This window comes from Kitasatospora sp. NPDC056273 (genome assembly GCF_042268845.1).
Classification (GTDB): domain Bacteria; phylum Actinomycetota; class Actinomycetes; order Streptomycetales; family Streptomycetaceae; genus Kitasatospora.
Genome location: NZ_JBHJSJ010000003.1, coordinates 86,429 through 109,027, shown reverse-complemented (window position 1 = coordinate 109,027; position 22,599 = coordinate 86,429). Strand labels below are relative to the sequence as shown.

Genomic DNA, 22,599 nt, shown 5'->3' with positions numbered 1-22,599 from the left:
GTATACAGCGGCCGTGCCGGCCGACCGCTCCCGCCCGGGTACCAGGCCCGGCCGGACCGCACCGGCCGCCCGGGATGATGAGCGGCCCACCGAATCGGCCTGTCTGGCCCAAGTACGGTGGAACGGTTGGGCGGCGTGCTTGGCATGTGCGTCCTCCTCGCTCGATCCGGTGGCCCCGGTCCGCCCGGAGCCCCGTGGACGGCGGCTTCGTGGCGGTGGGCGCAGTGGCCGGACCGCCGCAGGGAAGCCGAGATGTGAGCCTAGAAGAACCGTTCGGTTTCCTGCGAGGTGGCCCTGTTCCCAGCGTGCCGGTACCGGGCCCCGCTTCGGACAACACCCGTCCGCTTTCGGCGCGGGCGCTCGGCGCGCGGGCCTGGATCGGCGCGCGGACGCGGTCGCCGGATCGCGCCCATCTCCACCATGGACCCGCCGCCCGAGTTCGGCAGCGCAAACGGCCAAGGCACGGCATTTCCACGCCGGATGGGTGACAGCGGCTCAGCACGCGATACGAACCGGGAGCACGCGGCGGCTCATGGAAGCCCGCTTCGACGTCCGCCCCGACTCCGGAGGAACGTCCGGGGAACGCCCGGGTGAACACCGGCCGATGCCGTGCCCCGATGTGCCCCACCGAGCCCCACCGAGCCCCGACGTGCTTCGGCTGCAACCCCTGGCACGACAGGGCGGCACCCCGGAACAGCGGGACAGCGCCCGGATATGCGCGTGCGCGAACGTTCGCGAACGTACCCGCGGGTGCACGACCGATCGGCACCCGGGCCCCCCGGCACCTGGGCACCCGAACCCGGGCCCGGCCGATCCCAGCCGTCCGTCCTCAGCCGCCGTCGCCCATCAGCCCGGCGTCGCGCGCGAGCAGCGCCGCCTGGACCCGGTTGGCGACTCCGAGCCCGGTCAGGATCCGACTGACGTGCGCCTTGACCGTGCTCTCGCGCATCCCGAGCACACCGGCGATCTCGGCATTGGAGAGCCCGTCGGCGAGTTCGCGCAGTACGTCCGTCTCCCGCGGGGTGAGTCCGGCGGCCCGGCTGCGGGCGGCCACCGACCGGGGCGCCCCGACCCGGTGGTAGCGGTCGATCAGCCGCCGAGCGGCCGCCGGGTGCAGCATCCCCTGGCCGCCGGCGACGACATGGACGGCCCGGGCGATCTCCGCGGGCGGGGTGTCCTTCAGCAGGAAGCCGTCCGCCCCGGCCGCGAGCGCCTGGTACACATACTCGTCCAGGTCGAAGGTGGTGAGGGCGATGACCCGCGGACCGTCGGGGAGTTCGCGCAGCCGCCGGGTGGCGGCGATCCCGTCGAGCCGGGGCATCCGGATGTCCATCAGCGCGACGTCGATCCGCCGACCGGCGGCGAGCTCGACGGCCTGCAGCCCATCGGCGGCCTCGGCGACCACGGTGAGCTCCGGGTCCTGGGCCAGGAGGTCGACCAGGCCGAGACGGACCAGCGCGTCGTCGTCGACCACCATAGTTCGGATCATGCGGCGTCCTTCGGCTGCGGCTTCGGTTCCTGCTCAACGTGCTTCGCCCGCGTCGGTTGCGTCGCTTGCGTCGATTGGTTCGGCTGCATCGGTTCCTCCGGTCGCTTCGGTGGCTCCGACTGCTTCACTCCTCGCGCCCCCTGCGCCCCTTCCTGCGATTGTCGCGCCCCTGGCGTCCCCTTCCCCCGCTCCGGCCGCGGCGACGCCCGCCCGGGGTGCGCCACCGCGCGCGCCGACTGTGGATCCGGACCGTCGCCACGGAGCCGGACGGAAGCCTCGTCCGGCACCGCCTGCGGCGGGCGGTCCGGCGCGGGTAACCGGGCGGAGAGCCGGAAGCCGCCGCCACCGTCCGGACCGGCGTCGAAGTGGCCGCCGAGGGCGCCGACCCGTTCGGCCAGCCCCACCAGCCCGTACCCACCACCGGTGCCCGGCCCGCCCAACGGCGCCTCGCCCGGGCCGTTGCGGACCTCGACCGTCGTCGCCGGCGCCCCGTAGCCGACCCGGACGGTGACGGGCGCAGCGTGCGCGTGCTTGCGGGCGTTGGTCAGTGCCTCCTGCACCAGCCGGTGCACGGCCAGCCGGTGGGTGGTCGGGATGGTCTCCGGCTCCCCGGAGAGGGTGAGTTCGACCCGTTGGCCGGCCTGGGTCGCCTCGCCGACGAGCTCGGTGAGGTCGCGCAGCGCGGGCGCCGGGACGCGCCCGGCCTCGACGGGCACGGACGGCTCGCCTCCCGTGGCGGGCGGGGCCGACGGGTCGGCCCGCAGCGCGCCCAGGACGTCGCGCAGGTCGTCGAGCGACCGGGCGGCGGTGGTGCGCAGCAGTTCGAGGCGGTGGGTGAGCCGGTCGGGGTCGTCGGCGACGGTGCCGGCCCTGGCCTGGTCGCGCAGCACCCCGGCGTGCAGGACCAGGAGGCTGAGCCGGTGGGCCAGCACGTCGTGCATCTCCCGGGCGATCCGGGCCCGTTCGGCGGACCGGGCCTGTTCGGCGCGCAGCTCGCGCTCGCGGCGCAGCGCGTCGACCTGCTCGTGCAGGGTGCGGATCAGCACCCGTCTGCCCCGCAGCCACAGGCCGACCGCCATCGTGGCGGCCTGGACCAGGAGTTGGGACCCGGCGGTACCCGCCCGGCCGACCAGTGAGTCCACACCCACCGCACTGGCCACCGCGATGACCGAGCCGCCCGCCATCGCCAGGCCCGGCCGGCCGAGGTAGGCGAGGTGGAAGACGCTGAACAGGCCGGGGACGGCCCGGTTGAACAGCCCGCCCGTGAGCACCGGCAGCACGGCCGAGGCCACCGGGTGGCGGCGGGCGAAGAAGAGCGAGACCGCGGCGAGCGCGGCGACGACCGTGCGCGGCAGGCGCAGCGGACCGTCGGTCTGCGTCCACTGGGCGAGGGCCTCCTCGATGGTCAGGCCGAGCAGGCCGAGCAGCAGCAACGTGTCCGTCCCGGCCCGGTGGTCCGGCCCGTACCAGCCGAGCACACTCCGGCGCATGGTGCTCCTCCTTTCCGCTCTCCTCGGCCCGAAAGCCTTCCGTACGTCCACCCTTGGGCACCTCGGGCTCGATGCTAGGGGCGCTCGGCCGCGGAGCGCCTCTGTCTTCCGGGTAACCGCACCCTCGACTTTCGTCGGGGGTCGGCGCCGCTGACCGGCCGATTCGCGGCGGCTCCGCCCTGCCTAGCGTCGACGGCATGACCAACGAACGGCTCCACCACCGTCCGGACCCCCCTTCCCCCCTGTACAGTTCGCCCGCCGGTGGCGACCACCTGCTGTTCCTCGCCGAGGCCCTGCGCACCTTCCACGACACCGGCGCGCTGGCCCCGAGCGGCCCGGAGCTGGTGAACGCCCTGGTGGTACCGGTCACCAGCCGCCCGAACCGTCCGATCTCGGTGCTGGAGGTCGGCGCCGGCACCGGCGTGGTCACCCGCCGACTGGCCCAAGTGCTGCGCCCGGGCGACCGGTTGCACGTCGTCGAGGCCAACCCGCGGTTCGCCGAACGGCTGCGGGAGGACCCGGTCCTCGCCGCACGCCACCCCGGGGTCGGCCTGCGACTGTCGGCCTGCCGGGTCGAGGAGCTGCCGGAGTGCCGTCGACCGGCGCCGGAAGGGGCCCGGGCGGAGGACCGCGGGCAGCGGTACGACGTGATCGTGTCCGGGCTGCCGTTCACCAACTTCGAGCCCGCACAGGTGCGCGACATCCTCGACCTCTACCTGCGGCTGCTGGCGCCCGGCGGCGAGCTGACGTACTTCGGGTACCTCGGCACGACGACGGCGCGCAGCCTCACCTCCGGCCCCCGCCGGGGCGCCCGCCACCGGGCGGTGGTCCGGCTGCTGCGGCGGTTCGAGGAGGCGTACGGGCTGGGCGAGCGCACGGTGTGGCGCAATGTGCCGCCCGCCCGCGCCTGCCTGCTGCGGTCGCCGGGCGGCCGCGAGACCTGGGCGCCGACCGGGAGCCCCGCTGTCGAACCCGCTGTCGGGCCGGCGGTCGAACCGGCGCCCCCGAGCAAGGCACCGAGCACGACGACCGCCACGGACACGGCAACCGGATCGGCGGGCGGGGCGGCCCCGGTCCCCCGATGATGGACCGGGGCCGGGCCCGGCTCCGACTCTCCCGCAGTGAGGAGCCGCGATGACCATCTCGGTACGTGACGTGGAAGCCCGGAACCGCTTCGAGGCCTGGGAGGACGGGAAGCCGGCGGGCTTCGCCGAGTACCTGCGCAGCGACCAGCTGGTGGTCTATCCGCACACCGTGGTCGAGCCCGCCTTCGAGGGCCGGGGCATCGGCAGCGCGCTGGCCCGCGCCGCCCTGGACGACGCCCGCGCCCGCGGCCTGTCCGTGCTGGCCACCTGCCCCTTCATCAAGGGCTGGATGCTCCGCCACCCCGAGTACACCGACCTCGCGTACGAGAACCGGAGCCGGGTCGCCGACTGATGTCGGCTTCGGTGCGGGCGTCTGCCGCCATGCCGCAGTCGCCCGCCCGTCCGCCCGTCCGCCCGTCCGCCCGTCCGCCGAACAAATGACAGTCGACAGATTTCAACTTTCAGATAACAGACGACAGCGAACAGATTTTGAAATCTGTTCGCTGTCGTGTCACAGTGAGACCCGGGTCACCCTGCTCCTGCCCCTCCGGCACCGCACCCGCCCCCTTGGAGTCACCCGTGTCCTCCCACACCCGCCCCGCCCGGCGCACCCTCGGCACCACCGGACCGGTCACCTCGGCCCTCGGCCTCGGCTGCATGGGCATGTCCGACCTGTACGGCCCGGCCGACGAGGCCGAGAGCATCGCCACCATCCACGCCGCCCTCGACGCCGGGGTCACCCTCCTCGACACCGGCGACTTCTACGGCATGGGCCACAACGAGCTGCTGATCCACGAGGCGCTGCGCGGCCGCGACCGCGAGAGCGTGCAGATCAGCGTGAAGTTCGGCGCCCAGCGCGGCCCCGACGGCCAGTGGCTCGGCTACGACGCGAGCCCCGCCGCCACCAAGACCGCGCTCGCCTACACCCTGCGCCGCCTGCGCACCGACCACGTCGACGTCTACCGCCCGGCCCGCCTGGACCCGGGCGTCCCGGTCGAGGAGACCGTCGGCGCCATCGCCGACCTGGTGAAGGCCGGCTACGTCCGCCACATCGGGCTCTCCGAGGTCGGCGCCGACACCCTGCGCCGGGCCGCCGCCGTCCACCCGATCAGCGACCTCCAGATCGAGTACTCGCTGCTCTCCCGCTCGATCGAGGCCGCCGTCCTGCCCGCCGCCCGCGAGCTCGGCATCGGCATCACCGCGTACGGCGTGCTCTCCCGCGGCCTGCTCGGCGGCCACTGGGACCGGGAACGGGCCCTCGCCGGGACCGACTTCCGCAGCCACAGCCCGCGCTTCCAGAGCGAGAACCTGGCCCACAACCTGGCACTGGTCGAGGCCCTGCGCGAGATCGCCGCCGCGCGGGGCGCCACCGTCGCCCAGGTCGCCATCGCCTGGGTGGCCTCCCGCGGTCAGGACGTCGTCCCGCTGGTCGGGGCCCGCCGCCGGGACCGCCTGACCGAGGCCCTCGGCGCCCTCGACGTCGCGCTGACCGAGGCCGACCTCGCCGCCGTCGAGGCCGCCGTACCCGCCGGCTCCGCCGCCGGTGACCGGTACGCTGCCGCACAGATGGCCCACCTGGACAGCGAGCGCTGACCGCACCACCAGCGCCGTCGCCGCACCACCGGCGCCATCGCCGCACGACCCGACCGCACGACCTAAGGACGGACCTCCCCGTGACCACGGACACCACACTCACCGCCGAGCAGATCCTGAGCGCGGCGGAGGACGTCCTCCGGCGGTTCGGCCCGGCCAAGGCCACCGTCGTGGACGTCGCCCGCATCCTCGGCGTCAGCCACAGCAGCGTCTACCGCCACTTCCCCAGCAAGGCCGCGCTGCGCGAGGCGGTCACCCAGCGCTGGCTCGACCAGGCGCACCACGAGCTGTCGACCGTCTCCAACGAGGGCGGCCCCGCCTCCGAGCGGCTGCAGCGGTGGCTGACGGCGCTGTTCACGGCCAAGCGGAAGAAGGCGCTGGACGACCCGGAGCTGTTCGCCACCTACATGGTGCTGGTCGAGGAGAACAGCGGCCTGGTGGACACCCATGTCGACACCCTGGTCGACCAGATCGCGCGGATGGTGGCGGAGGGCATCGAGACCAAGGAGTTCAAGCTCGCCCACATCCGCAACACCGCCCGCGCCGTCTTCGACGCGACCGGCCCCTTCCACGACCCGGCCTACGCGTCCACCTGGTCCACCCCCGACGTCGACGACCGGTTCGACGCCGTCTGGAAGCTCGTCCTCGGTGGCCTGAAGGCGAAGTGACGACCCGTCAGCAGATGTGGCGCCGGCGAACGGAGGAATAACCGCTCGCCGGCGTCCTGCCCCCTCCGGCAGACTGCCGCACACAGTTGATCTCACATGGAGGATGACATGCGTGCGGCCCGCCCGGTCCTGGACAGCCTGGAAGGACTCGCCCTCGGCGACGCCTTCGGCGACCGGTGGTTCTCGGTCCCGCTGGACGAGGCGCCCGCCGCGCTCGCCGCCCGGCTGGTCCGGCCCGCACCCTGGCACTGGACCGACGACACCGCCATGGCGCTCGTGCTGGTCCGCCACCTGCTCGACGCGGGCGAGGTCCGACCGGACGCGCTCGCCCGGGAGTTCGCCGCCGAGTACGCCCGCGAGTACGGGCGCAAGTACGGCCCGTCGATGCACCGGGTCCTGCGCGGGATCGGCGCCGGCGGGGACTGGCGCGCCATCACCGCGGCCCAGTTCGAGGGTCAGGGCTCGCACGGGAACGGCGCCGCGATGCGGGTCGCGCCGCTGGGCGCCTGGTTCGCCGAGGACCTCGACGCGGTGGTCCGGCAGGCCGAACTGCAGGCGCTCACCACCCACTTCCACCCGGAGGCCGTCGCCGGTGCGGTGGCGGTCGCGCTCGCGGCTGCGCTGGCGGTCCGCAGCCGGGGCGGAAACCCGCCCGGCCGGGCCGAGTTGCTGACCGAGATCGCCGGACGGCTGCCGGACAGCGAGGTCCGCTCCGGGCTCCGGATCGCCGCCCGGATGCCCGAGCACACCAGCGTCCGGCACGCCGCCACCGTGCTCGGCTCGGGAGCGCTGATCTCCGCCGCGGACACCGTGCCGTTCGCCCTCTGGTCCGCGGCCGGGCACCTGGACTCGCTGCCGGAGACCGTCTGGAACACCCTGGAGGGCTGGGGCGACAAGGACACCACCTGCGCCATCGCCGCCGGTGTGGCCGCCGCCCGGACCGGGCTCGCGGACGTGCCGCCCGGCTGGCTCGCCGCGCGCGAGCCACTCCCGGGCTGGGTCGCCGAGGCGTCCCGGACCGCCGACCGGTAACCGGGCGGTGCCGGGTGCTGACCGCCCGGCTTCAGAGCCCGGCGGTCAGCACCGAGCCATCAGTGCCGAGCCATCAGCATCGAGCCGTCAGCACCAGATGGTCAGCGCCGGGCGAGGAAGCGGAGCACCTTGTAGCCGAAGAGCAGGACCATGGCGCCGCCGATCGCCGACACCCAGGTCGTGACGTCGAGGAAGCTCACCTTCACCGTCCCGTGCATCCAGTGCGAGACGATCCAGGTGCCGATGTAGGAGCCGGTGATGCCGATCAGGGTGCTGCCGATCAGGCCGCGCTCCCCCCTCGACATCGCCATCCTGGCCAGTGTCCCCGACACCAGGCCCAGCACGATCCACGCCATCCAGCTCATCCGCCGCCCCTTGCGTCATCGGTGTGGCGACCCCGTCGAGCCCCCGGGTCCCGTTCGGAAGGACGTCCGAGGGCCTCGCACCGTTCCAGCACCGGCAAGGACCGGTTCGAACCGGCCATCCGGGCGCCGTCGTACCGGTCGGCGGAACTCCTCCCCCGGCACGCCCCGCCGTCTCCCGGACGCCGGGGCCGCACCGAACCATTCCGTCAGCGGCGCGAGTTGCCGAACAGCAGCCGGTAGGCGATCAGCAGCACCAGGGCGCCGCCGATCGCCGACACCCAGGTCGCCGCGTCGAAGAAGTGCGCGGTGATCGAGCGGTGCATGAAGTGCGACGCGATCCAGCCGCCGACGAAGGAGCCGGCGATGCCGATCAGGGTGGTCACGATCAGGCCGCCCGGGTCCTTCCCCGGCAGCAGCAGCTTGGCCAGCGCACCGGCCAGCAGGCCCAGCACGATCCACGCGACGATGCTCATCCGGCATCCCTTCCCGTCCAAGGCGCGACGGCCCCGTCCCGTCCGCTCTGCCCGCAAGGACGCCACCGCCCGCCGCCCGGTTCCGCCACCCGCGTCGGCCGCCCCGGTCGGCCACCCGCGCAGCACCGTCCGAACCCGGCGGACGAACCCAGCGGACGGGACCGGCCGACGGGACCGGCTGACGACACCGGCCGCCCAGGCCGGACCGCCCGCGCGTGGCGCCCTTCCCGCGCGTCGCCCGCGCCGAAATACTGCGGCCATGCGCATCCTGATCGCCACCGCCGGCTCCCGGGGCGACGTGGCCCCCTTCACCGGGCTCGGCGTCCGGCTGCGGGCGGCCGGGCATCAGGTGGCCGTCGCCACCCACGACACCTTCGCCGAGTCGGTACGGGCCGCCGGACTGGAGTTCCGCCCGCTGCCGGTCGACCCGCGCGCCGAACTCGCCTCCGTTGAGGGCCGGCGCCTGCTGCGGGCCGGCAGCGGACCCGGCGCCGTCCTGCAACTCCTGCGGCTCGGCCGGAGGTTCATGCCCGCACTCGGCGACGGCATCGCCGACGCCACGGCGCTCGGGACAGACCTGCTGCTGACCACCAGCACCACCAGCGCACTCGGCCAGGTCGCCGCCGAGGCGGCCGGCATCCCCAGCATCGGGCTGTACCTCCAACCCCTCGCCCCCACCCGGGAGTTCGCGCCCGCCGTCACCGGCACCCGATCGCTCGGCCGGTCCGGCAACCTGCTGGCGGGACACGCCGTCCAGGCCGCGACCGACCAGCTGTTCGTCCCGGCCGTCCGCGGGCTGCGCCGTCGGCTCGGCCTGCCGCCGCTCGGCATCGCCCGGGCCCGCCGCAACCACCCCGTCCTGCACGGCTTCTCGCCACTGGTGGTGCCCCGACCCGCCGACTGGCGCCCCCGACTGGAGGTGGCGGGCTACTGGTGGCCGGCCGACCGGCCGGACTGGCAGCCCCCGGCCCGGCTGCTCGACTTCCTGGCCGCCGGGCCGCCGCCGGTCTTCGTCGGCTTCGGCAGCCTGGTCGTCCCCGACGCCGAGCGGCTGACCGCGACCGTCCTCGCCGCCGCCCGCGCCGCCCGGGTGCGCCTCCTGCTCCAGTCGGGGTGGAGCGGACTGGCCGCCGAGGACTCGGACTCCGTCCTGACCGTCGGCGACACCCCGCACGACTGGCTCTTCCCCCGCACCGCCGCCGTGGTCCACCACGCGGGTGCCGGCACCACGGCCGCCGCCCTCCGCTCCGGGACCCCCGCCGTCCCCGTGCCCGCCCAGCTCGACGCACCGTTCTGGTCCGCCCGACTGACCCGGCTCGGCGTCTCCCCCGGCCCCGTCCCCCTGCGCGGCCTCACCCCCGCCCGCCTCGCCACCTCCCTCCGCCTGACGCTCGACGACCCCCGCTACCGCACCCGCGCCCGAGCCGTCGCCACCGCCCTGGCCGCCGAGGACGGCGCGGCCAAGGTCCTCGCCGCCGTCGAACGGGTTTCAGCGAACAACTGACAACCGACAACTTTCGAAATCTGTCAGCTGTTCGCTGTCACCCGTCAGTCGTTCGCCCTCCCCCGTCAGCCCTCCCTCTCCTCCCCGGCGCCCCTCCCGAACACCCCGCTCAGCCCCAGGTACACCACGGCCGCCGCCGTCAGCCCGACGGCCCAGCCGTAGTCGGCGAGCGGCTTGAGGACGGGGATCAGGCCGTCCGCCGGGAAGGGGCCCTGCTTCACACCGTCGGCGTCGACGGTGGAGTACGAGCCGCCGACGGCCAGCACGCCGCCCACCAGCAGCGCCGTCACGGCCCGCCAGTTCCAGCCGGCCACATACCAGTACGCCCCGCCCGGGCGGTACAGCTCGGCGAGCCGGAGGCGGGTGCGGCGCAGGGCCCAGTAGTCGGCGATCAGCACTCCGCCGACCGTGCCGAGCAGCCCGCCGACCACACCGAGCCAGGTGAAGATGTACACGTGCGGGTCGGAGATCAGCCGCCACGGGAGGATCACGATCCCGACCACCCCCGTGATCAGCGCCCCGGTCCGGAAGGTGACGAAGCGGGGCAGCAGGTTGGCGAGGTCGTACGCGGGCGACACCACGTTGGCGGCGATGTTCACCGACAGCGTCGCGACCAGCACGGTCAGCAGCGCGAACAGGATGCCGACCGGGTTCTCCATCTTGGCGGCCAGCTGGATCGGGTCCCACACCGGGGCCCCGTAGACCGCCTCGGAGCCTGAGGTGACCAGCACGGACAGGAACGCGAAGAGCGTCATCGTGGTCGGCAGGCCGAGCGCCTGCCCGCGTATCTGGGCCCGCTGGCTGCCGCCGAAGCGGGTGAAGTCGGGGATGTTCAGCGAGAGGGTGGACCAGAACCCGATCATGCCCATCAGCGCAGGGAAGAAGACCTTCCAGAAGCCGCCGCCCCACCCCAGCCTGGACGGCTGGTCGAGCAATGGCCCGAGCCCGCCCGCCTTGACGGTGATCCACACCAGCAGCGCGAGCGCGCCGACGATGACGAACGGCGCCGCCCAGTTCTCGAACCGCCGCAGCGCCTCCATCCCCCGCGCGATGATGGCCATCTCGATCAGCCAGAACAGCAGAAAAGAGAGCCACTGCGTCCACGGGTAGCCGCCGAACTCGCCGGCCGTGCGCCAGGATTCGCCGAACAGCTTGCCCGCCAGCAGGAAGATGCCCTCGCCGCCGATCCAGGTCTGGATGCCGAACCAGGCGCAGGCCACCGCCGCCCGCAGCAGGGCGGGCAGGTTGGCGCCGCGCAGCCCGAAGGCGGCCCGGGCGAAGACCGGGAACGGGATGCCGTACTTGGTGCCGGCGTGCCCGGTGAGCAGCATCGGGACCAGCACGAGGAGGTTGGCGAGCGCGATCGTCAGCACCGCCTGCTTCCAGTCCATGCCGAGCGTGACCAGGCCCGAAGCCAGGGTCCAGGACGGGATGTTGTGGGCCATGCCGACCCAGAGCGCGAGGAAGTTGTACGTGGTCCAGGTACGCCGTGCCACCGGGACCGGCCGCAGGTCGTCGCTGGTGAAGCCGTTGGGTGGCAAGTCCCCGGCGGCCGGGTCGAGTTCGACCCGGCCGTCGGGGTGGTGCCACTGTCTGCCGTCACTGGTCGCGGTTGCGGGCATGGGCAACTCCCGTCCGCCGCGGGCGGATCCGCGGCTGAGCTCGGGTGGGGGCGCCGGGCGGGGTCACAGGTGCGGGATGACGTCCGTCCCGTACGCGTCGATGGTGGTCTCGATGGCGTCGTGCATGGCGTAGACGGCGAACTGGTCGACGCCGAGCGAGCGGAGCTCCGCCAGTCGGGCCCGCTGCGCCTCCACCGGGCCGATCAGGCAGAAGCGGTCGATGATCCCGTCCGGGACGAAGGCCGTGTCCGGGTTCCCGGCCCGCCCGTGGTGGCTGTAGTCGTAGCCCTGCCGGTCCTTGATGTAGTCGGTGAGCGCCTCCGGCACCAGGTCGGAGTGCTCGCCGTAGTGGCTGACCAGGTCGGCGACGTGGTTGCCGACCATCCCGCCGAACCAGCGGCACTGCTCCCGGGCGTGGGCGAGCGCCTCGGGCGAGTCGTCGGCGGTGACGTAGGCCGGGGCGGCGACGCAGATGGTGATCGACTCCGGATCCCGGCCCGCCTCGACGGCGGCGGCCCGCACCGCCTTGACCATGAACTCGGTAAGGTAGGGGTCGGCCAACTGCAGGATGAAGCCGTCGGCCTGACGCCCAGTCAGGTTCAACGCCTTCGGCCCGTACGCCCCCATCCAGATCGACAGGGAGGCGCCGGCGCGGACCCACGGCAGGTGCATCTCACTGCCGTCCACCTCGGCGGTGCGCCCCTCGGCCAACTCCTTGATGGCGTGCATGGCTTCGGAGAGCCGGGCGAGGGTGGCGGGGCTCCGCCCGGCGACCCGCATGGCGGAGTCGCCGCGGCCGATGCCGCAGACGGTCCGGTTGCCGTACATGTCGTTGAGCGTGGCGAACGTGGAGGCGGTCACCTCCCAGGTGCGGGTGGAGGGGTTGGTGACCATCGGGCCGACGGTCATCCGCTCCGTCTCGGCGAGGATCCGGCTGTAGATGACGAAGGGCTCCTGCCACAGCACGCAGGAGTCGAAGGTCCAGCCGTGGCTGAATCCGGCCCGCTCGGCGCGGATCATCCGGTCGATGAGCAGTCGGGCGGGCGGGTCGGTCTGGAGGACGAGGCCGATGTCCATGAGGGGCTCCAGGTAAGGGTTTTGACCGCCGCCACCCGGCCGTCGACCGGATCGGTCGCCCCGGTCGAAGGGCCGGGCCGGCAGCCAGGCGGGCGGGCGACCGGACGGCCGGCAGACCGGGCGGCGGCGGGTGGACGTCGAGGAACGGGAGGAACGGGAGGGGCGGGAATCGGGAGAGGGATCAGACCAGGTACTGGCAGGTGTCCCGGCGCAGGAAGGTGCCGTGGCCGGCCCGGCCGCGCCAGTCGCCGTCGTCCAGCACGACGGTGCCGCGCGACATCACCGTCCGCACCCGGCCGGTGAGTCGACGGCCCTCGTAGGCCGAGTAGTCCACGTTCATGTGGTGGGTCGCGGCGGAGACGGTCTGCACCGCGGTGGGGTCGTAGACCACCAGGTCGGCGTCGGCGCCCGGGGCGATGGTGCCCTTGCGCGGGTGCAGGCCGAACATCCGGGCCGGGGTGGTGCAGGCGATCTCGACCCAGCGGCGCCGGCTGATGTGCCCGTCCACCACGGCCTGGTGGAGCAGGTCCATCCGGTTCTCGACGCCCGGCAGGCCGTTGGGGATCTTCGAGAAGTCGCCCCGGCCCAGCTCCTTCTGGCCGACGAAGCAGAACGGGCAGTGGTCGGTGGAGACCACCTGGAGGTCGTTGGTGCGCAGCCCGCGCCAGAGCGCCTTCTGGTGCTCGCGCGGTCTGAGCGGCGTGCTGCACACGTACTTGGCGCCCTCGAAGCCGTCGGCGCCCTCCTCGGCGAGGTTGTCGGTGGAGAGGAAGAGGTACTGCGGGCAGGTCTCGCCGAAGACGTTGAGGCCGGCGTCCCGGGCCCCGACGAGTTCGGCGAGCGCGGCGGCGGCGGAGACGTGCACCACGTAGAGCGGGCTGCCGGCCACCTGGGCGAGCTTGATCGCCCGGTGGGTGGCCTCGGCCTCCAGCAGTTCGCGCCGGACCTCGCCGTGGTAGCGGGGGGCGGTCCTCCCGGCGGCGAGCGCCTGTTCGACCAGGACGTCGATGGCGATGCCGTTCTCCGCGTGCATCATGATCAGCCCGCCGTTGGCGGCGCCGCGCTGCATGGCCCGCAGGATGCGGCCGTCGTCGCTGTAGAAGACGCCGGGGTAGGCCATGAAGAGCTTGAAGGAGGTGGACTCGCCGGAGTCCACGAGGGTGTCCATCTCCTTGAGCACGGCGTCGTTGACGTCGGAGACGATGGTGTGGAAGGCGTAGTCGATCGCGCAGTTGCCCTCGGCCTTGGCGTGCCAGGTGTCCAGGCCCTCGCGCAGCGAGCCGCCGACCGACTGGACGGCGAAGTCCACGATGGTGGTGGTACCGCCCCAGGCCGCGGCGCGGGTGCCGGTCTCGAAGGTGTCGGAGGCCGCGGTGCCGCCGAACGGCAGCTCCATGTGGGTGTGGGCGTCGACGCCGCCCGGGATGACGTAGTGGCCGGTGGCGTCGATGACGGTGTCGGCGGTCCAGGCCTCGGCGGCGGAGCTGCCGGTGGTGGCCAGGGCGGCGACGCGCTCGCCCTCGATCAGGACGTCGGCGTGGAGTTCCTCGGTGGCGGTGATGACGAGGCCGCCGCGGACGACGGTGCGCTGGTGCGGGTCGCGGGTGGCCCTCACGTCGTTGGTGGTCATCGCGCTGCTCCTCAGGCCTCGGCGAGCGGTCCGTAGGCGTCGGGCCGGCGGTCCCGGTAGAACGCCCACTGCTGGCGGACCTGTTCGATCAGGCCGAGGTCGAGGTCGCGGACGACGAGTTCCTCCTCCTTGTCGGAGGCGACGTCGCCGACGAACTGCCCGCGCGGGTCGACGAAGTAGGAGGTGCCGTAGAAGTCGTTGTCGCCGTACTCCTCGGTGCCGACGCGGTTGATCGCGGCGACGAAGTACTCGTTGGCGACGGCGGCGGCGGGCTGTTCGAGCTGCCAGAGGTAGGCGGACAGGCCGCGGCTGGTGGCGGAGGGGTTGTAGACGATCTGCGCACCGGCCAGGCCCAGGGCGCGCCAGCCCTCGGGGAAGTGGCGGTCGTAGCAGATGTACACGCCGACCTTGCCGACGGCGGTGTCGAACACGGGCCAGCCGAGGTTGCCGGGCTTGAAGTAGTACTTCTCCCAGAAGCCCTTGACCTGCGGGATGTGGTGCTTGCGGTACTTGCCGAGGTAGCTGCCGTCGGCGTCGATGACGGCGGCGGTGTTGTAGTAGACGCCGGCCTGTTCCTCCTCGTAGACCGGGACGACCATCACCAGCCCGAGCTCGCGGGCGAGGTCCCGCATCCGGCGCACGGTCGGGCCGTCGGGGACGGCCTCGGCCCAGCGGTAGTGCTCGGCTTCCTGGACCTGACAGAAGTACGGGGAGTTGAAGACCTCCTGGAAGCCGATGATCTTCGCTCCCTGGGCGGCGGCCTCGCGGGCGTACCGCTCGTGGAGCGCGATCATGCTCTCCTGGTCACCCGTCCAGCGGGTCTGGACGAGCGCGGCCCGGACGATCTGCGACATGGTTACCTCCGCAACTCCGCGGCCCGGCCGTGCGGTCGGGCCCGCGGTCTGAGGGTTGACGGGGCGGGTCTCGCCTGCGGGTCCGCTCGGGAAACCGCAGGGTCTACGTGCGTAGAAAGCGATCTGTAGACGGTAGGCCCGGCCTCGGTGGCCTGACAATACGTCGGCGGAAACGCGTCTGGGGTGATCTTGTTGCGCGGACACGCGGATGGTCCCGGGTGGGATGAAAAGCTGATCTACCCCACGCGTCGCCTTCTTACTCGTTCGAGTGAAACCGGACACCCCGGGTGCGCAATCGGCGATGGTGGGGTAAGACCCGCGTGGACATCGCGGTGGATCACTACGGATCGTCAGTCATCGGTGGTTTCCTACGAGTTCAGCGTCCCGGTCACGGGGGATCGGGGCGGCCAAGCGGGGGGTGACGATGGTGGTGTCGGATTCCGCAACGGAGACGGCGGCGGCGAAGGAAGCGGCGGAGGCGACGGGTACGGCAGGTGGCGCGGCGGGCGGAGGCCCGGCGGCGCGGCCGCCCGCCCTGCCCGCCTGGGCCGGACTGCTGCTCGCCCTCGGCGCCCTGCTGCCGGTCGTCCTCGGCGGGCTGCTGTTCCGCCACCAGGCGCCGCACGTACGGGACGTCGCCCTCCAGCTCGCCGGTTCCCGTGCGGCCGCCGAGGCCGTGGTCGGCGGCCGCGCCGCCGACCACCTGGCCGCGCTGCGCGCCGACGGCTGGCTGATCGGCAGCTACGGGCTGACGTTGCTCGCCGCCGCGCTGCTCGGCGGGTACGTGCTCGGGCCGGCCCGCCGGCGGCTGTCGGCCGTCGCGGTCGGCGGCGCCGGGCTGCTCGCGGCCTGCTGCGACCTGGGCGAGGACGCGCTGCTGCGCGCCGGGCTGGACGGCCTCCACCCGGGTGCGGGCGGTTCCGACACCCCCTTCGCCGTCGCCACCACGCTCGCCACCGTCAAGTGGCTGCTGCTCCTGCCCGCCGGGGTGCTCGCGGCGGGCATCCTGCTGGTGACCGCCACCCGCGCGGTACGCGGGCTCCGGCCGGCGCGAGCGGGCGCGAAGGCCCGCGGCACCGACTCCCCCGACCGTCCGGCGCTGATCCCGCCCTGGCCGATCGCCGCCCGGCGCGGCTCCTCGACGCCCGCCGCCGAAGCGCCGGAGGCCCCGGACACGCCCGTCCGGCACGCCCACTGGCGCGACGCCGCCCGGGTGCCGCCCGGCCGCGAACCCGCCGAACTCGGCTTCTGCGCCTCCGGCGGCGGCATCCGCTCCGCCTGCGTCACCCTCGGCGCGCTCCAGTCGCTGCGGCCGTGGCTGAAACGGGCCCGCTACCTGGTCTCCGTCTCGGGCGGCGGCTACACCGTCGGCGCGCTCCAGCTCGCGCTCAGCGACTCCGCGCCCGGCAGCCCGGTGCGCGCCGTCTCGGGCCTGACGGCCGACACCGTGATGGAGCCCGGGTCCCCCGAGGAGGACCACCTCCGCCGGCACGGCAAGTACATCGCCGACGGCGCGGGCGAATGGCTGGTCGCCCTCGGGACGCTGCTGCGCGGGGTGCTGTCCGCCCTCACCCTGCTGCTGGCCGCCGTCCTGACGCTCGGCCTCGGGCTCAGCCGCTTCTACCGGGCCGTGCCGCTCACCGACCTGAGCCGCCTGGCGGCGGCCGGGCTGCGCCACGCCGGCGCCGTACCGGGGCCGTTGGAGCTCCGGACACCGGCGCTCGCCGCCTTCGGCCTCCTGCTGGCCTCGGCCACCGGGTGCTGGCTGCTCTGGCTGCTGGCCTTCCCCTCGCTCGGCTGGCAGGCGCTGCTGCCACGGGCGCTGCGCAGGGCCAATCTCGGCCTGCTCGCCCTGGCCGCCCTGCTGGCCGTCGGGGTGCTGGTGGTACCGGGCCTGGCCTGGGGCGCGGTGCGGCTCCAGCAGGCGCTGGCGGCGGGGCCGCAGCTCACCGGCGCGGGGCTCGGCCTGACCGTGGCGCTCAGCTACCTGGCGCTGCTGCTCGGCATACTCTGGCGCGACCGCCGGACGCCCGGTCGGGGTGCCACCACGCCGGGCGCGGCGGGCCGGCGCCGTGTCAGCGGCGCCAGCCTCCCGCAGACCCTCGTGGTCTGCTCCGCCCTCCTGGCGCTGACGGCGGGTGCGCTGCTGGCCCTCGGCTGGGCGGTCGCCACCGGCTACGCCTGGCCGACGGCCGTCCAGGTGCTGCTGCCCCTGGTGCTCGGCGCGGTCGGGCTGAACCTCGACCAGACCTGGGTGAGCCTGCACCCGTTCTACCGGTTGCGGCTGGCCTCGGCGTTCGCGGTCCGGCGGGCCACCGAGGGCGGCCGGTCGGTGGCCCGCCCGTACCACTTCTTCCGGGAGCAGACGTGGCTGAGCCACTACGGCGCCCGGCACCCCGACTTCCCTCAGGTGATCTTCTCGGCGGCGGCCAACCTGTCGGGCAACTCCCGTACGCCACCGGGCCGTCCGGCGGCCTCCTTCTCGCTCTCCTACGACTACGTGGGCGGCCCGGACATCGGGTACGCGCGCACCGACCTGCTGGAGCGGCGCACCAGTGCGCACATCGCCCGGGACCTCACCGTGCAGTCGGCGATGGCCGTCTCCGGCGCGGCCTTCTCCTCCGCGATGGGGCGGGAATCCCGCGTCTACCAGCGGCTGTTCGCGGTGACCAACGCCCGCCTCGGGACGTGGCTGCCCAACCCGGCGGTGCTCGGCCCCGACTGGTCCGGTCCGCCGGACTGGCGCCGCCCCGCGCAGCCCGCCGTCCGCCGCCTCCCGTACCAACTGCGGGAGCTGATCGGGCGGTTCCCGGCCGACGACCGCTTCCTGCTCACCACCGACGGCGGCCACTACGAGAACCTCGGGCTGGTCGACCTGCTGCGGCACCGGGTGCGGACGGTGGTCTGCATCGACGCCAGCGGCGACGCGGGGTACGCCACCAACCTGGCCGCCGCGATCACCCTGGCCCGCGAGGAGCTGGGCGTCGCCATCACCCTGCACGAGCCCGAGCTGCTGATCCCGGGCACCGCCGCCGACCGGCCCGCCGAGGGTGACGACGCGGACGGCCGCTCGGACGGCCGCGCGGACGACGGCGTGCAGGGCCGCGCGGGCCGCCGGCCACCGCTGCGCGGGCTCGCGGAACAGCTCTCCGCCCGGCTCTCGGCCCGGGCGGTGGTCACCGGGGACATCCGCTACCCGGATCTGGACGAGGGGCCCGGGGCCGTCCGGCACGGCCGGCTGATCCTCCTCCAGGCGGTACTGACCCCCGGGATGCCGTACGAGCTGCACGCCTACGCCATGGCGAACCGGGCCTTCCCGAACGACCGCACCAGCGACCAGTGGTTCGACCACCAGCAGTTCGACGCCTACCAGACGCTCGGCCGCCATCTGGGAGAACAGGCCGCGCCGCTGATCGAGCAGGCACTGACTGACCAGGCGCGGGCCGAGCAGGCGAGGGCCGACCAGGCGCGGGCCGAGCAGGCACCGGCCGGACCGGCCCCGGGCCCCTCCGGGTCGGTGCCCGCACAGCCGACGCGCGACACCGACCCGGCACCGTCCGCCACGGCTCCCCCGCCACCGCGCCGCCCGGCCGAGGAGTAGCCGGGAGGCGACCGACGGATGCTCGAAGGGCGCTCGGCGAGCGGGCGACGGGTAGCCGACCGGTCCGCCGGTCGCCGGGAACGGACGGCGGCGGACGGTCGGCTCGGCTTGACTTCCTCCGCTTCGCTCGGGAAAGATCCGGCGCATGGACTCCGGCGCCACTCTGGTATGCCGCCTGCACGTCGATCTGCGACGCCAGGCGAGTTCCATCTGTGCCTGTTGACCTTGTTCTCCCCCGCCGGTCCCGCTCTGTGACGTCTGCCAGGGCCCGCGCCGCGCACCCGCACCCGTAGTCCTGACCCCGCCCAGCCCCGGCGCACCCTTGCGTGCCGGGCCGCCCCGTCGGCCCGCGCCCTCCACCACCGCCGGACACCGGGCGCTTCCCACCGACGTTCCCGCCGCACCCGAGGACGCCCTCATGACTCTGAGCCCGAGCCCGAGCATCAGCCCCGAAACCCAGCCGACCGTAAACCCCGACAACACCCGCCCCGACGCCGCAAGCCCCACGAGCGCCCCCGAGCCACCACCGACGCCGCCCGCCGGGGGCACCCCCGCGCCGCTCACCCCCAGCACCCTGCGGACCATCGTCCGCGAACTGGCCGAGCGGCCCGAGGAGTGGATCCACCACGTCCGCCTCTCCACCGAGGAGCGCTGGTACCGGCGGCTGGCCGCGGACGACGACCACGAGGTGTGGCTGATCAGCTGGCTGCCCGGCCAGTCCACCGGCTTCCACGACCACGGCGGCTCGCGCGGCGCCTTCGCCGTCGCCCTCGGCGAGTTGGAGGAGCTGTCCCTCGGCGGGCCCGAGCAGGGCCTGCTGATCCGCCGGATCCCGGCCGGCACCGCCCGCGCCTTCGGCCCCGAGTACGTGCACGACGTGCGCAACACCGCCGTCGGCCCCGCCGTCACCCTGCACGCCTACTCGCCGCCGCTGAGTTCGATGGCGCACTACGACCTGCGGGCCGGCGGGCTCGTCCGCACCTCCGAGGAAGGACCTGAACAGTGGTGACCACGATCGACGACCTGGTGGAGCGGGCCCGGGAGGGCGTCCACCGACCGCGCGCCCGCGAGGCGTACCAGGCCCAGCTGGACGGCGCGCTGCTGGTGGACATCCGTCCGGCGGCGCAGCGGGCGGCCGAGGGGGAGATCCCCGGCTCGCTGATCATCGAGCGCAACGTGCTGGAGTGGCGGCTCGATCCGACGGGCAGTCACCGGATTCCCGAGGCCTCGGGCTACGACGTCGAGGTGGTCGTGGTCTGCTCCGAGGGCTACGCCTCCAGCCTGGCCGCGGCCTCCCTGCGCGAGCTGGGACTGCACCGGGCGACCGACCTGGACGGCGGTTTCGTCGGCTGGGCGGCCGCCGGCCTGCCGACCCGTCAGGGCGGCTGAGCCTGCGGTCGCACCGCGTGCCGGGGCGGTAAATCAGGGACAGGAGATGATGCAGGTCATAGTGTGATCAGAGTTTCCGCTGGTCCAAAGCCGGGCAACCACGCGGGCGGAAGTACGCCCGGGCGCTTGAAACCGCCGCCACCGAACGACCCTGACCGAACGACCGAACGACCCAGGCGCCGCCTTTCCGGGGCGCCCTGACGAGGAAACTCCACGTGATCAGATTCGAGGGCGCGGGAATGCGCCACCCCGACGGCACCATCGCCGTCGAGGGACTGGACCTGGAGGTCCCGACCGGTCGGATAACCGTCCTGGTCGGACCGTCCGGCTGCGGGAAGACCACCCTGCTGCGCATGGTCAACCGGATGGTCGAGCCCACTTCGGGCCGGGTCCTGCTGGACGACACGGACGTCGCGGAGCTGGAACCCGCCAAGCTGCGCCGCGGCATCGGGTACGTGATCCAGCAGGCCGGGCTCTTCCCGCACCGCAAGGTGATCGACAACATCGCCACCGTCCCCTACCTGCTCGGCTGGGACCGGAAGAAGGCCCGCGCCCGCGCCGCCGAACTGCTCGAACTGGTCGGGCTCGCGCCCGAGACCGCCAAGCGGTACCCGTTCCAGCTGTCCGGCGGCCAGCAGCAGCGGGTCGGCGTGGCGCGCGCGCTGGCCGCCGACCCGCCGGTGCTGCTGATGGACGAGCCGTTCAGCGCGGTCGACCCGGTGGTGCGGGCCGGGCTCCAGGAGGAGCTGCTGCGGCTCCAGTCCGAGCTGCACAAGACGGTGCTGTTCGTCACCCACGACATCGAGGAGGCCGTCCGGCTCGGCGACCAGGTGGTGGTGCTGCGCGAACACGGCCGGATCGCCCAACTGGCCGACCCGCACACCCTGCTCACCACCCCCGCCGACGAGGGCGTGGCCGCCTTCCTCGGGCGCGACCGGGGCCTGCGCGGCCTCGCCCTGCGCCCCGCGAGCGGCGTCCGGCTCCGCCCGGTGGGCGACGGACTCCGGTACGGCGGCTGGGAGTTGGCCCTGGACGACGGGCGCCGCCCGATCGGCTGGATCGACCGCGACGCCGTCACCGCCGAGCTGCACCCGGCGGCCGCCTTCCGCCCGGACGCCGACACCCTGCGCACGGCGCTGGACGCCGCCGTCCTCTCCCCCGCCGGGGTCGCGGTCGCGCTGGACGCCGAGGGCCGGGTCACCGGCACCGCAAGCCGCGAGGCCGTCCTCGCCGCACTGCGGCCCGACGCCTCCGGTTCGCCGGCCGCTGATGCGCCCGTCCGCACCGACAAGCCCCCGGCCGCCGGCGGCCACCCGGGCGGGGCATCCGACCCGGACGGAACGGGCGGCACGGGCAGCACGGACGGAGCCGACGGTGGACGATGAACCGATCGTCCGCTGGTACTGGATCGGCGACCACCTCGGCTACCTGGGCCACCTGCTCGCCGACCACGCCGTGATCGCCCTCGTCCCCGTGCTCATCGGCCTGCTGCTGGCCGTTCCGCTCGGCCTGGCCTGCGCCCGCTACCCCCGGCTGTACCAGCCGCTCTCCGCCGTGTTCAACATCGTCTACGCGCTGCCCTCGCTGGCCGTGTTCGTGGTGCTGATCCCGTACACCGGCCTCGCCACCCAGGCGACGGTGATGATCCCGCTCACCTTCTACGCCCTCGCCGTGCTGCTGCCGACCACCGTGGACGGCCTGCGCGCCGTCCCGGACTCCGTCCGGCAGGCCGCCACCGCGATGGGGTACGGACCGTGGCACCGGCTGACCTCGGTCGAGCTGCCCGCCGCCGTGCCGTACCTGATCGCCGGACTGCGGGTCGCGGCGGTGTCCAGCATCTCGCTGGCCAGCGTCGGCGCGCTGGTCGGTCGCGGCGGGCTCGGCTACCTGTTCGTCGACGGCTTCCAGCGCACCTTCCCGACGCCGATCCTGGCCGGCATCGTGCTGATCGCCGTCCTCGCGCTGGCCGTCGACCTGGTGCTGGTGGCCGCCCGGCGGCTGCTCGCGCCCTGGGCCGTCCGGGAGAAGGGGGCGGGCTCGTGAACTGGCTGAACTGGCTGAGCGACTTCTTCACCGACCCGGACCACCTCAGCGGGCCGGACTCGATCGTGCACCGGGTCTCCGAGCACCTGCTGCTCTCCGGCGCGGCCCTGCTGTTCGCGGCGCTGCTCGCCGTCCCGCTCGGGCTGCTGATCGGTTACACCGGGCGCGGCGTCACCGTGGTGACCGCGCTCGCGGGCGCCGCCCGCGCCCTGCCCACCCTCGGCCTGGTGACGCTGGCGGTGCTGCTCGCCGGGGTCGGCGACACCGCCGTACTGGTCCCGCTGGTCGCGCTCGCCGCGCCGCCGCTGCTGGTGGCCGCCGTCGAGGGGGTGCGCGGCACCGACCCGGACGTCCGGGACGCGGCGCGCGGCATCGGGCTGACCCACCCCCAGGTGCTGTGGCAGGTCTGCCTGCCCTCGGCCGCCCCGACCCTGCTGGCGGGCTTCCGCACCGCGACCGTGCAGGTGATCGCGACCGCCACGGTGGCCGCCTACGTCGGGCTGGGCGGCCTCGGCCGCTACGTCATCGACGGGCTGGCGACCCGCAAGTACGCCGTGACCGTGGGTGGCGCGCTGCTGGTGGTCCTGCTCGCGGTCGTCGCCCAGCTGTTCTTCGCCCTGCTCGCCCGGTTCGCGCTCCCGCCCGGGGTGCGCGCCCAGCAGCGGCCCCGCTGACTCCGTTCCC

General features: G+C 74.0%; 21 protein-coding genes. 13 read left to right on the top strand and 8 right to left on the bottom strand.

The window, feature by feature from the left end; translation table 11 throughout:
- Window positions 1-829 precede the first annotated feature (829 nt).
- Together ACFCY1_RS03725 and ACFCY1_RS03720 are read right to left on the bottom strand one after the other, a co-directional pair.
- Entirely contained in the window at window positions 830-1,489 is a 660-nt protein-coding gene (locus tag ACFCY1_RS03725; RefSeq protein WP_049649719.1) for a response regulator transcription factor, read from the bottom strand.
- Window positions 1,486-2,979: a histidine kinase gene (locus ACFCY1_RS03720; RefSeq protein ID WP_375873375.1), complete on the bottom strand. Its 1,494-nt coding sequence runs from the start codon at window positions 2,977-2,979 to the stop codon at window positions 1,486-1,488. The genes ACFCY1_RS03725 and ACFCY1_RS03720 overlap by 4 nt, the downstream gene beginning before the upstream one ends.
- 197 nt (window positions 2,980-3,176) lie before the next feature.
- On the opposite strand from ACFCY1_RS03720, the gene ACFCY1_RS03715 reads away from it, so the two are divergent.
- The 5 genes from ACFCY1_RS03715 (at window position 3,177) to ACFCY1_RS03695 (ending at window position 7,357) form a co-directional block, all read left to right on the top strand.
- Window positions 3,177-4,064, top strand: a complete 888-nt coding sequence (locus tag ACFCY1_RS03715; RefSeq protein WP_375873374.1) for a class I SAM-dependent methyltransferase — start codon at window positions 3,177-3,179, stop codon at window positions 4,062-4,064.
- A 49-nt stretch (window positions 4,065-4,113) separates the two neighbouring features.
- Window positions 4,114-4,416, top strand: a complete 303-nt coding sequence (locus tag ACFCY1_RS03710) for a GNAT family N-acetyltransferase (protein WP_049649718.1) — start codon at window positions 4,114-4,116, stop codon at window positions 4,414-4,416.
- A gap of 227 nt (window positions 4,417-4,643) precedes the next feature.
- Window positions 4,644-5,657 (top strand): aldo/keto reductase, encoded by a 1,014-nt coding sequence (locus ACFCY1_RS03705; RefSeq protein ID WP_375873373.1) that lies wholly within the window; start codon window positions 4,644-4,646, stop codon window positions 5,655-5,657.
- Between the two features lie 80 nt (window positions 5,658-5,737).
- Entirely contained in the window at window positions 5,738-6,325 is a 588-nt protein-coding gene (locus ACFCY1_RS03700) for a TetR family transcriptional regulator (protein ID WP_074004228.1), read from the top strand.
- Window positions 6,326-6,433: 108 nt separating this feature from the next.
- Window positions 6,434-7,357 carry an ADP-ribosylglycohydrolase family protein gene (locus ACFCY1_RS03695; RefSeq protein ID WP_375873372.1) on the top strand — a complete coding sequence of 308 codons (924 nt, stop codon included), beginning with the start codon at window positions 6,434-6,436 and terminating at the stop codon, window positions 7,355-7,357.
- Window positions 7,358-7,458: 101 nt separating this feature from the next.
- On the opposite strand, the gene ACFCY1_RS03690 is transcribed toward ACFCY1_RS03695, so the two are convergent.
- Window positions 7,459-7,722: a GlsB/YeaQ/YmgE family stress response membrane protein gene (locus tag ACFCY1_RS03690; RefSeq protein WP_063780048.1), complete on the bottom strand. Its 264-nt coding sequence runs from the start codon at window positions 7,720-7,722 to the stop codon at window positions 7,459-7,461.
- A gap of 206 nt (window positions 7,723-7,928) precedes the next feature.
- Entirely contained in the window at window positions 7,929-8,195 is a 267-nt protein-coding gene (locus ACFCY1_RS03685; RefSeq protein ID WP_049649713.1) for a GlsB/YeaQ/YmgE family stress response membrane protein, read from the bottom strand.
- 259 nt (window positions 8,196-8,454) lie between these two features.
- Between ACFCY1_RS03685 and ACFCY1_RS03680 the strand changes: the two genes are divergently transcribed.
- Entirely contained in the window at window positions 8,455-9,699 is a 1,245-nt protein-coding gene (locus ACFCY1_RS03680) for a glycosyltransferase (RefSeq protein ID WP_375873371.1), read from the top strand.
- A gap of 65 nt (window positions 9,700-9,764) precedes the next feature.
- On the opposite strand, the gene ACFCY1_RS03675 is transcribed toward ACFCY1_RS03680, so the two are convergent.
- From ACFCY1_RS03675 to ACFCY1_RS03660, 4 genes are all read right to left on the bottom strand, one after another.
- Window positions 9,765-11,321: an NCS1 family nucleobase:cation symporter-1 gene (locus ACFCY1_RS03675; protein ID WP_375873370.1), complete on the bottom strand. Its 1,557-nt coding sequence runs from the start codon at window positions 11,319-11,321 to the stop codon at window positions 9,765-9,767.
- A 63-nt stretch (window positions 11,322-11,384) separates the two neighbouring features.
- Window positions 11,385-12,398, bottom strand: a complete 1,014-nt coding sequence (locus ACFCY1_RS03670) for a TIGR03842 family LLM class F420-dependent oxidoreductase (protein WP_375873369.1) — start codon at window positions 12,396-12,398, stop codon at window positions 11,385-11,387.
- Between the two features lie 181 nt (window positions 12,399-12,579).
- The gene (gene hydA, locus ACFCY1_RS03665; RefSeq protein ID WP_375873368.1) at window positions 12,580-14,028 is read right to left on the bottom strand and encodes a dihydropyrimidinase; all 1,449 of its coding nucleotides are present in this window, start codon (window positions 14,026-14,028) and stop codon (window positions 12,580-12,582) included.
- Between the two features lie 11 nt (window positions 14,029-14,039).
- Entirely contained in the window at window positions 14,040-14,882 is an 843-nt protein-coding gene (locus ACFCY1_RS03660) for a nitrilase-related carbon-nitrogen hydrolase (protein WP_049649708.1), read from the bottom strand.
- A gap of 430 nt (window positions 14,883-15,312) precedes the next feature.
- On the opposite strand from ACFCY1_RS03660, the gene ACFCY1_RS03655 reads away from it, so the two are divergent.
- From ACFCY1_RS03655 to ACFCY1_RS03625, 7 genes are all read left to right on the top strand, one after another.
- Entirely contained in the window at window positions 15,313-18,483 is a 3,171-nt protein-coding gene (locus ACFCY1_RS03655; RefSeq protein WP_375873367.1) for a hypothetical protein, read from the top strand.
- Window positions 18,484-18,628: 145 nt separating this feature from the next.
- Window positions 18,629-18,706: a putative leader peptide gene (locus ACFCY1_RS03650; protein WP_107086570.1), complete on the top strand. Its 78-nt coding sequence runs from the start codon at window positions 18,629-18,631 to the stop codon at window positions 18,704-18,706.
- Between the two features lie 195 nt (window positions 18,707-18,901).
- Window positions 18,902-19,492, top strand: a complete 591-nt coding sequence (locus tag ACFCY1_RS03645) for a cysteine dioxygenase family protein (RefSeq protein ID WP_375873366.1) — start codon at window positions 18,902-18,904, stop codon at window positions 19,490-19,492.
- The gene (locus tag ACFCY1_RS03640; protein ID WP_049657033.1) at window positions 19,486-19,872 is read left to right on the top strand and encodes a rhodanese-like domain-containing protein; all 387 of its coding nucleotides are present in this window, start codon (window positions 19,486-19,488) and stop codon (window positions 19,870-19,872) included. Before ACFCY1_RS03645 ends, ACFCY1_RS03640 begins: the two co-directional genes overlap by 7 nt.
- A 215-nt stretch (window positions 19,873-20,087) precedes the next feature.
- On the top strand, window positions 20,088-21,257 hold the full coding sequence (locus tag ACFCY1_RS03635) for an ABC transporter ATP-binding protein (RefSeq protein ID WP_375873365.1): 1,170 nt from the start codon (window positions 20,088-20,090) through the stop codon (window positions 21,255-21,257).
- Window positions 21,247-21,915 (top strand): ABC transporter permease, encoded by a 669-nt coding sequence (locus ACFCY1_RS03630; protein ID WP_049657035.1) that lies wholly within the window; start codon window positions 21,247-21,249, stop codon window positions 21,913-21,915. The genes ACFCY1_RS03635 and ACFCY1_RS03630 overlap by 11 nt, the downstream gene beginning before the upstream one ends.
- A complete protein-coding gene (locus tag ACFCY1_RS03625; protein ID WP_049657036.1) occupies window positions 21,912-22,589 on the top strand; it encodes an ABC transporter permease in 678 nt (225 codons plus the stop codon). The genes ACFCY1_RS03630 and ACFCY1_RS03625 overlap by 4 nt, the downstream gene beginning before the upstream one ends.
- Window positions 22,590-22,599: the final 10 nt, after the last annotated feature.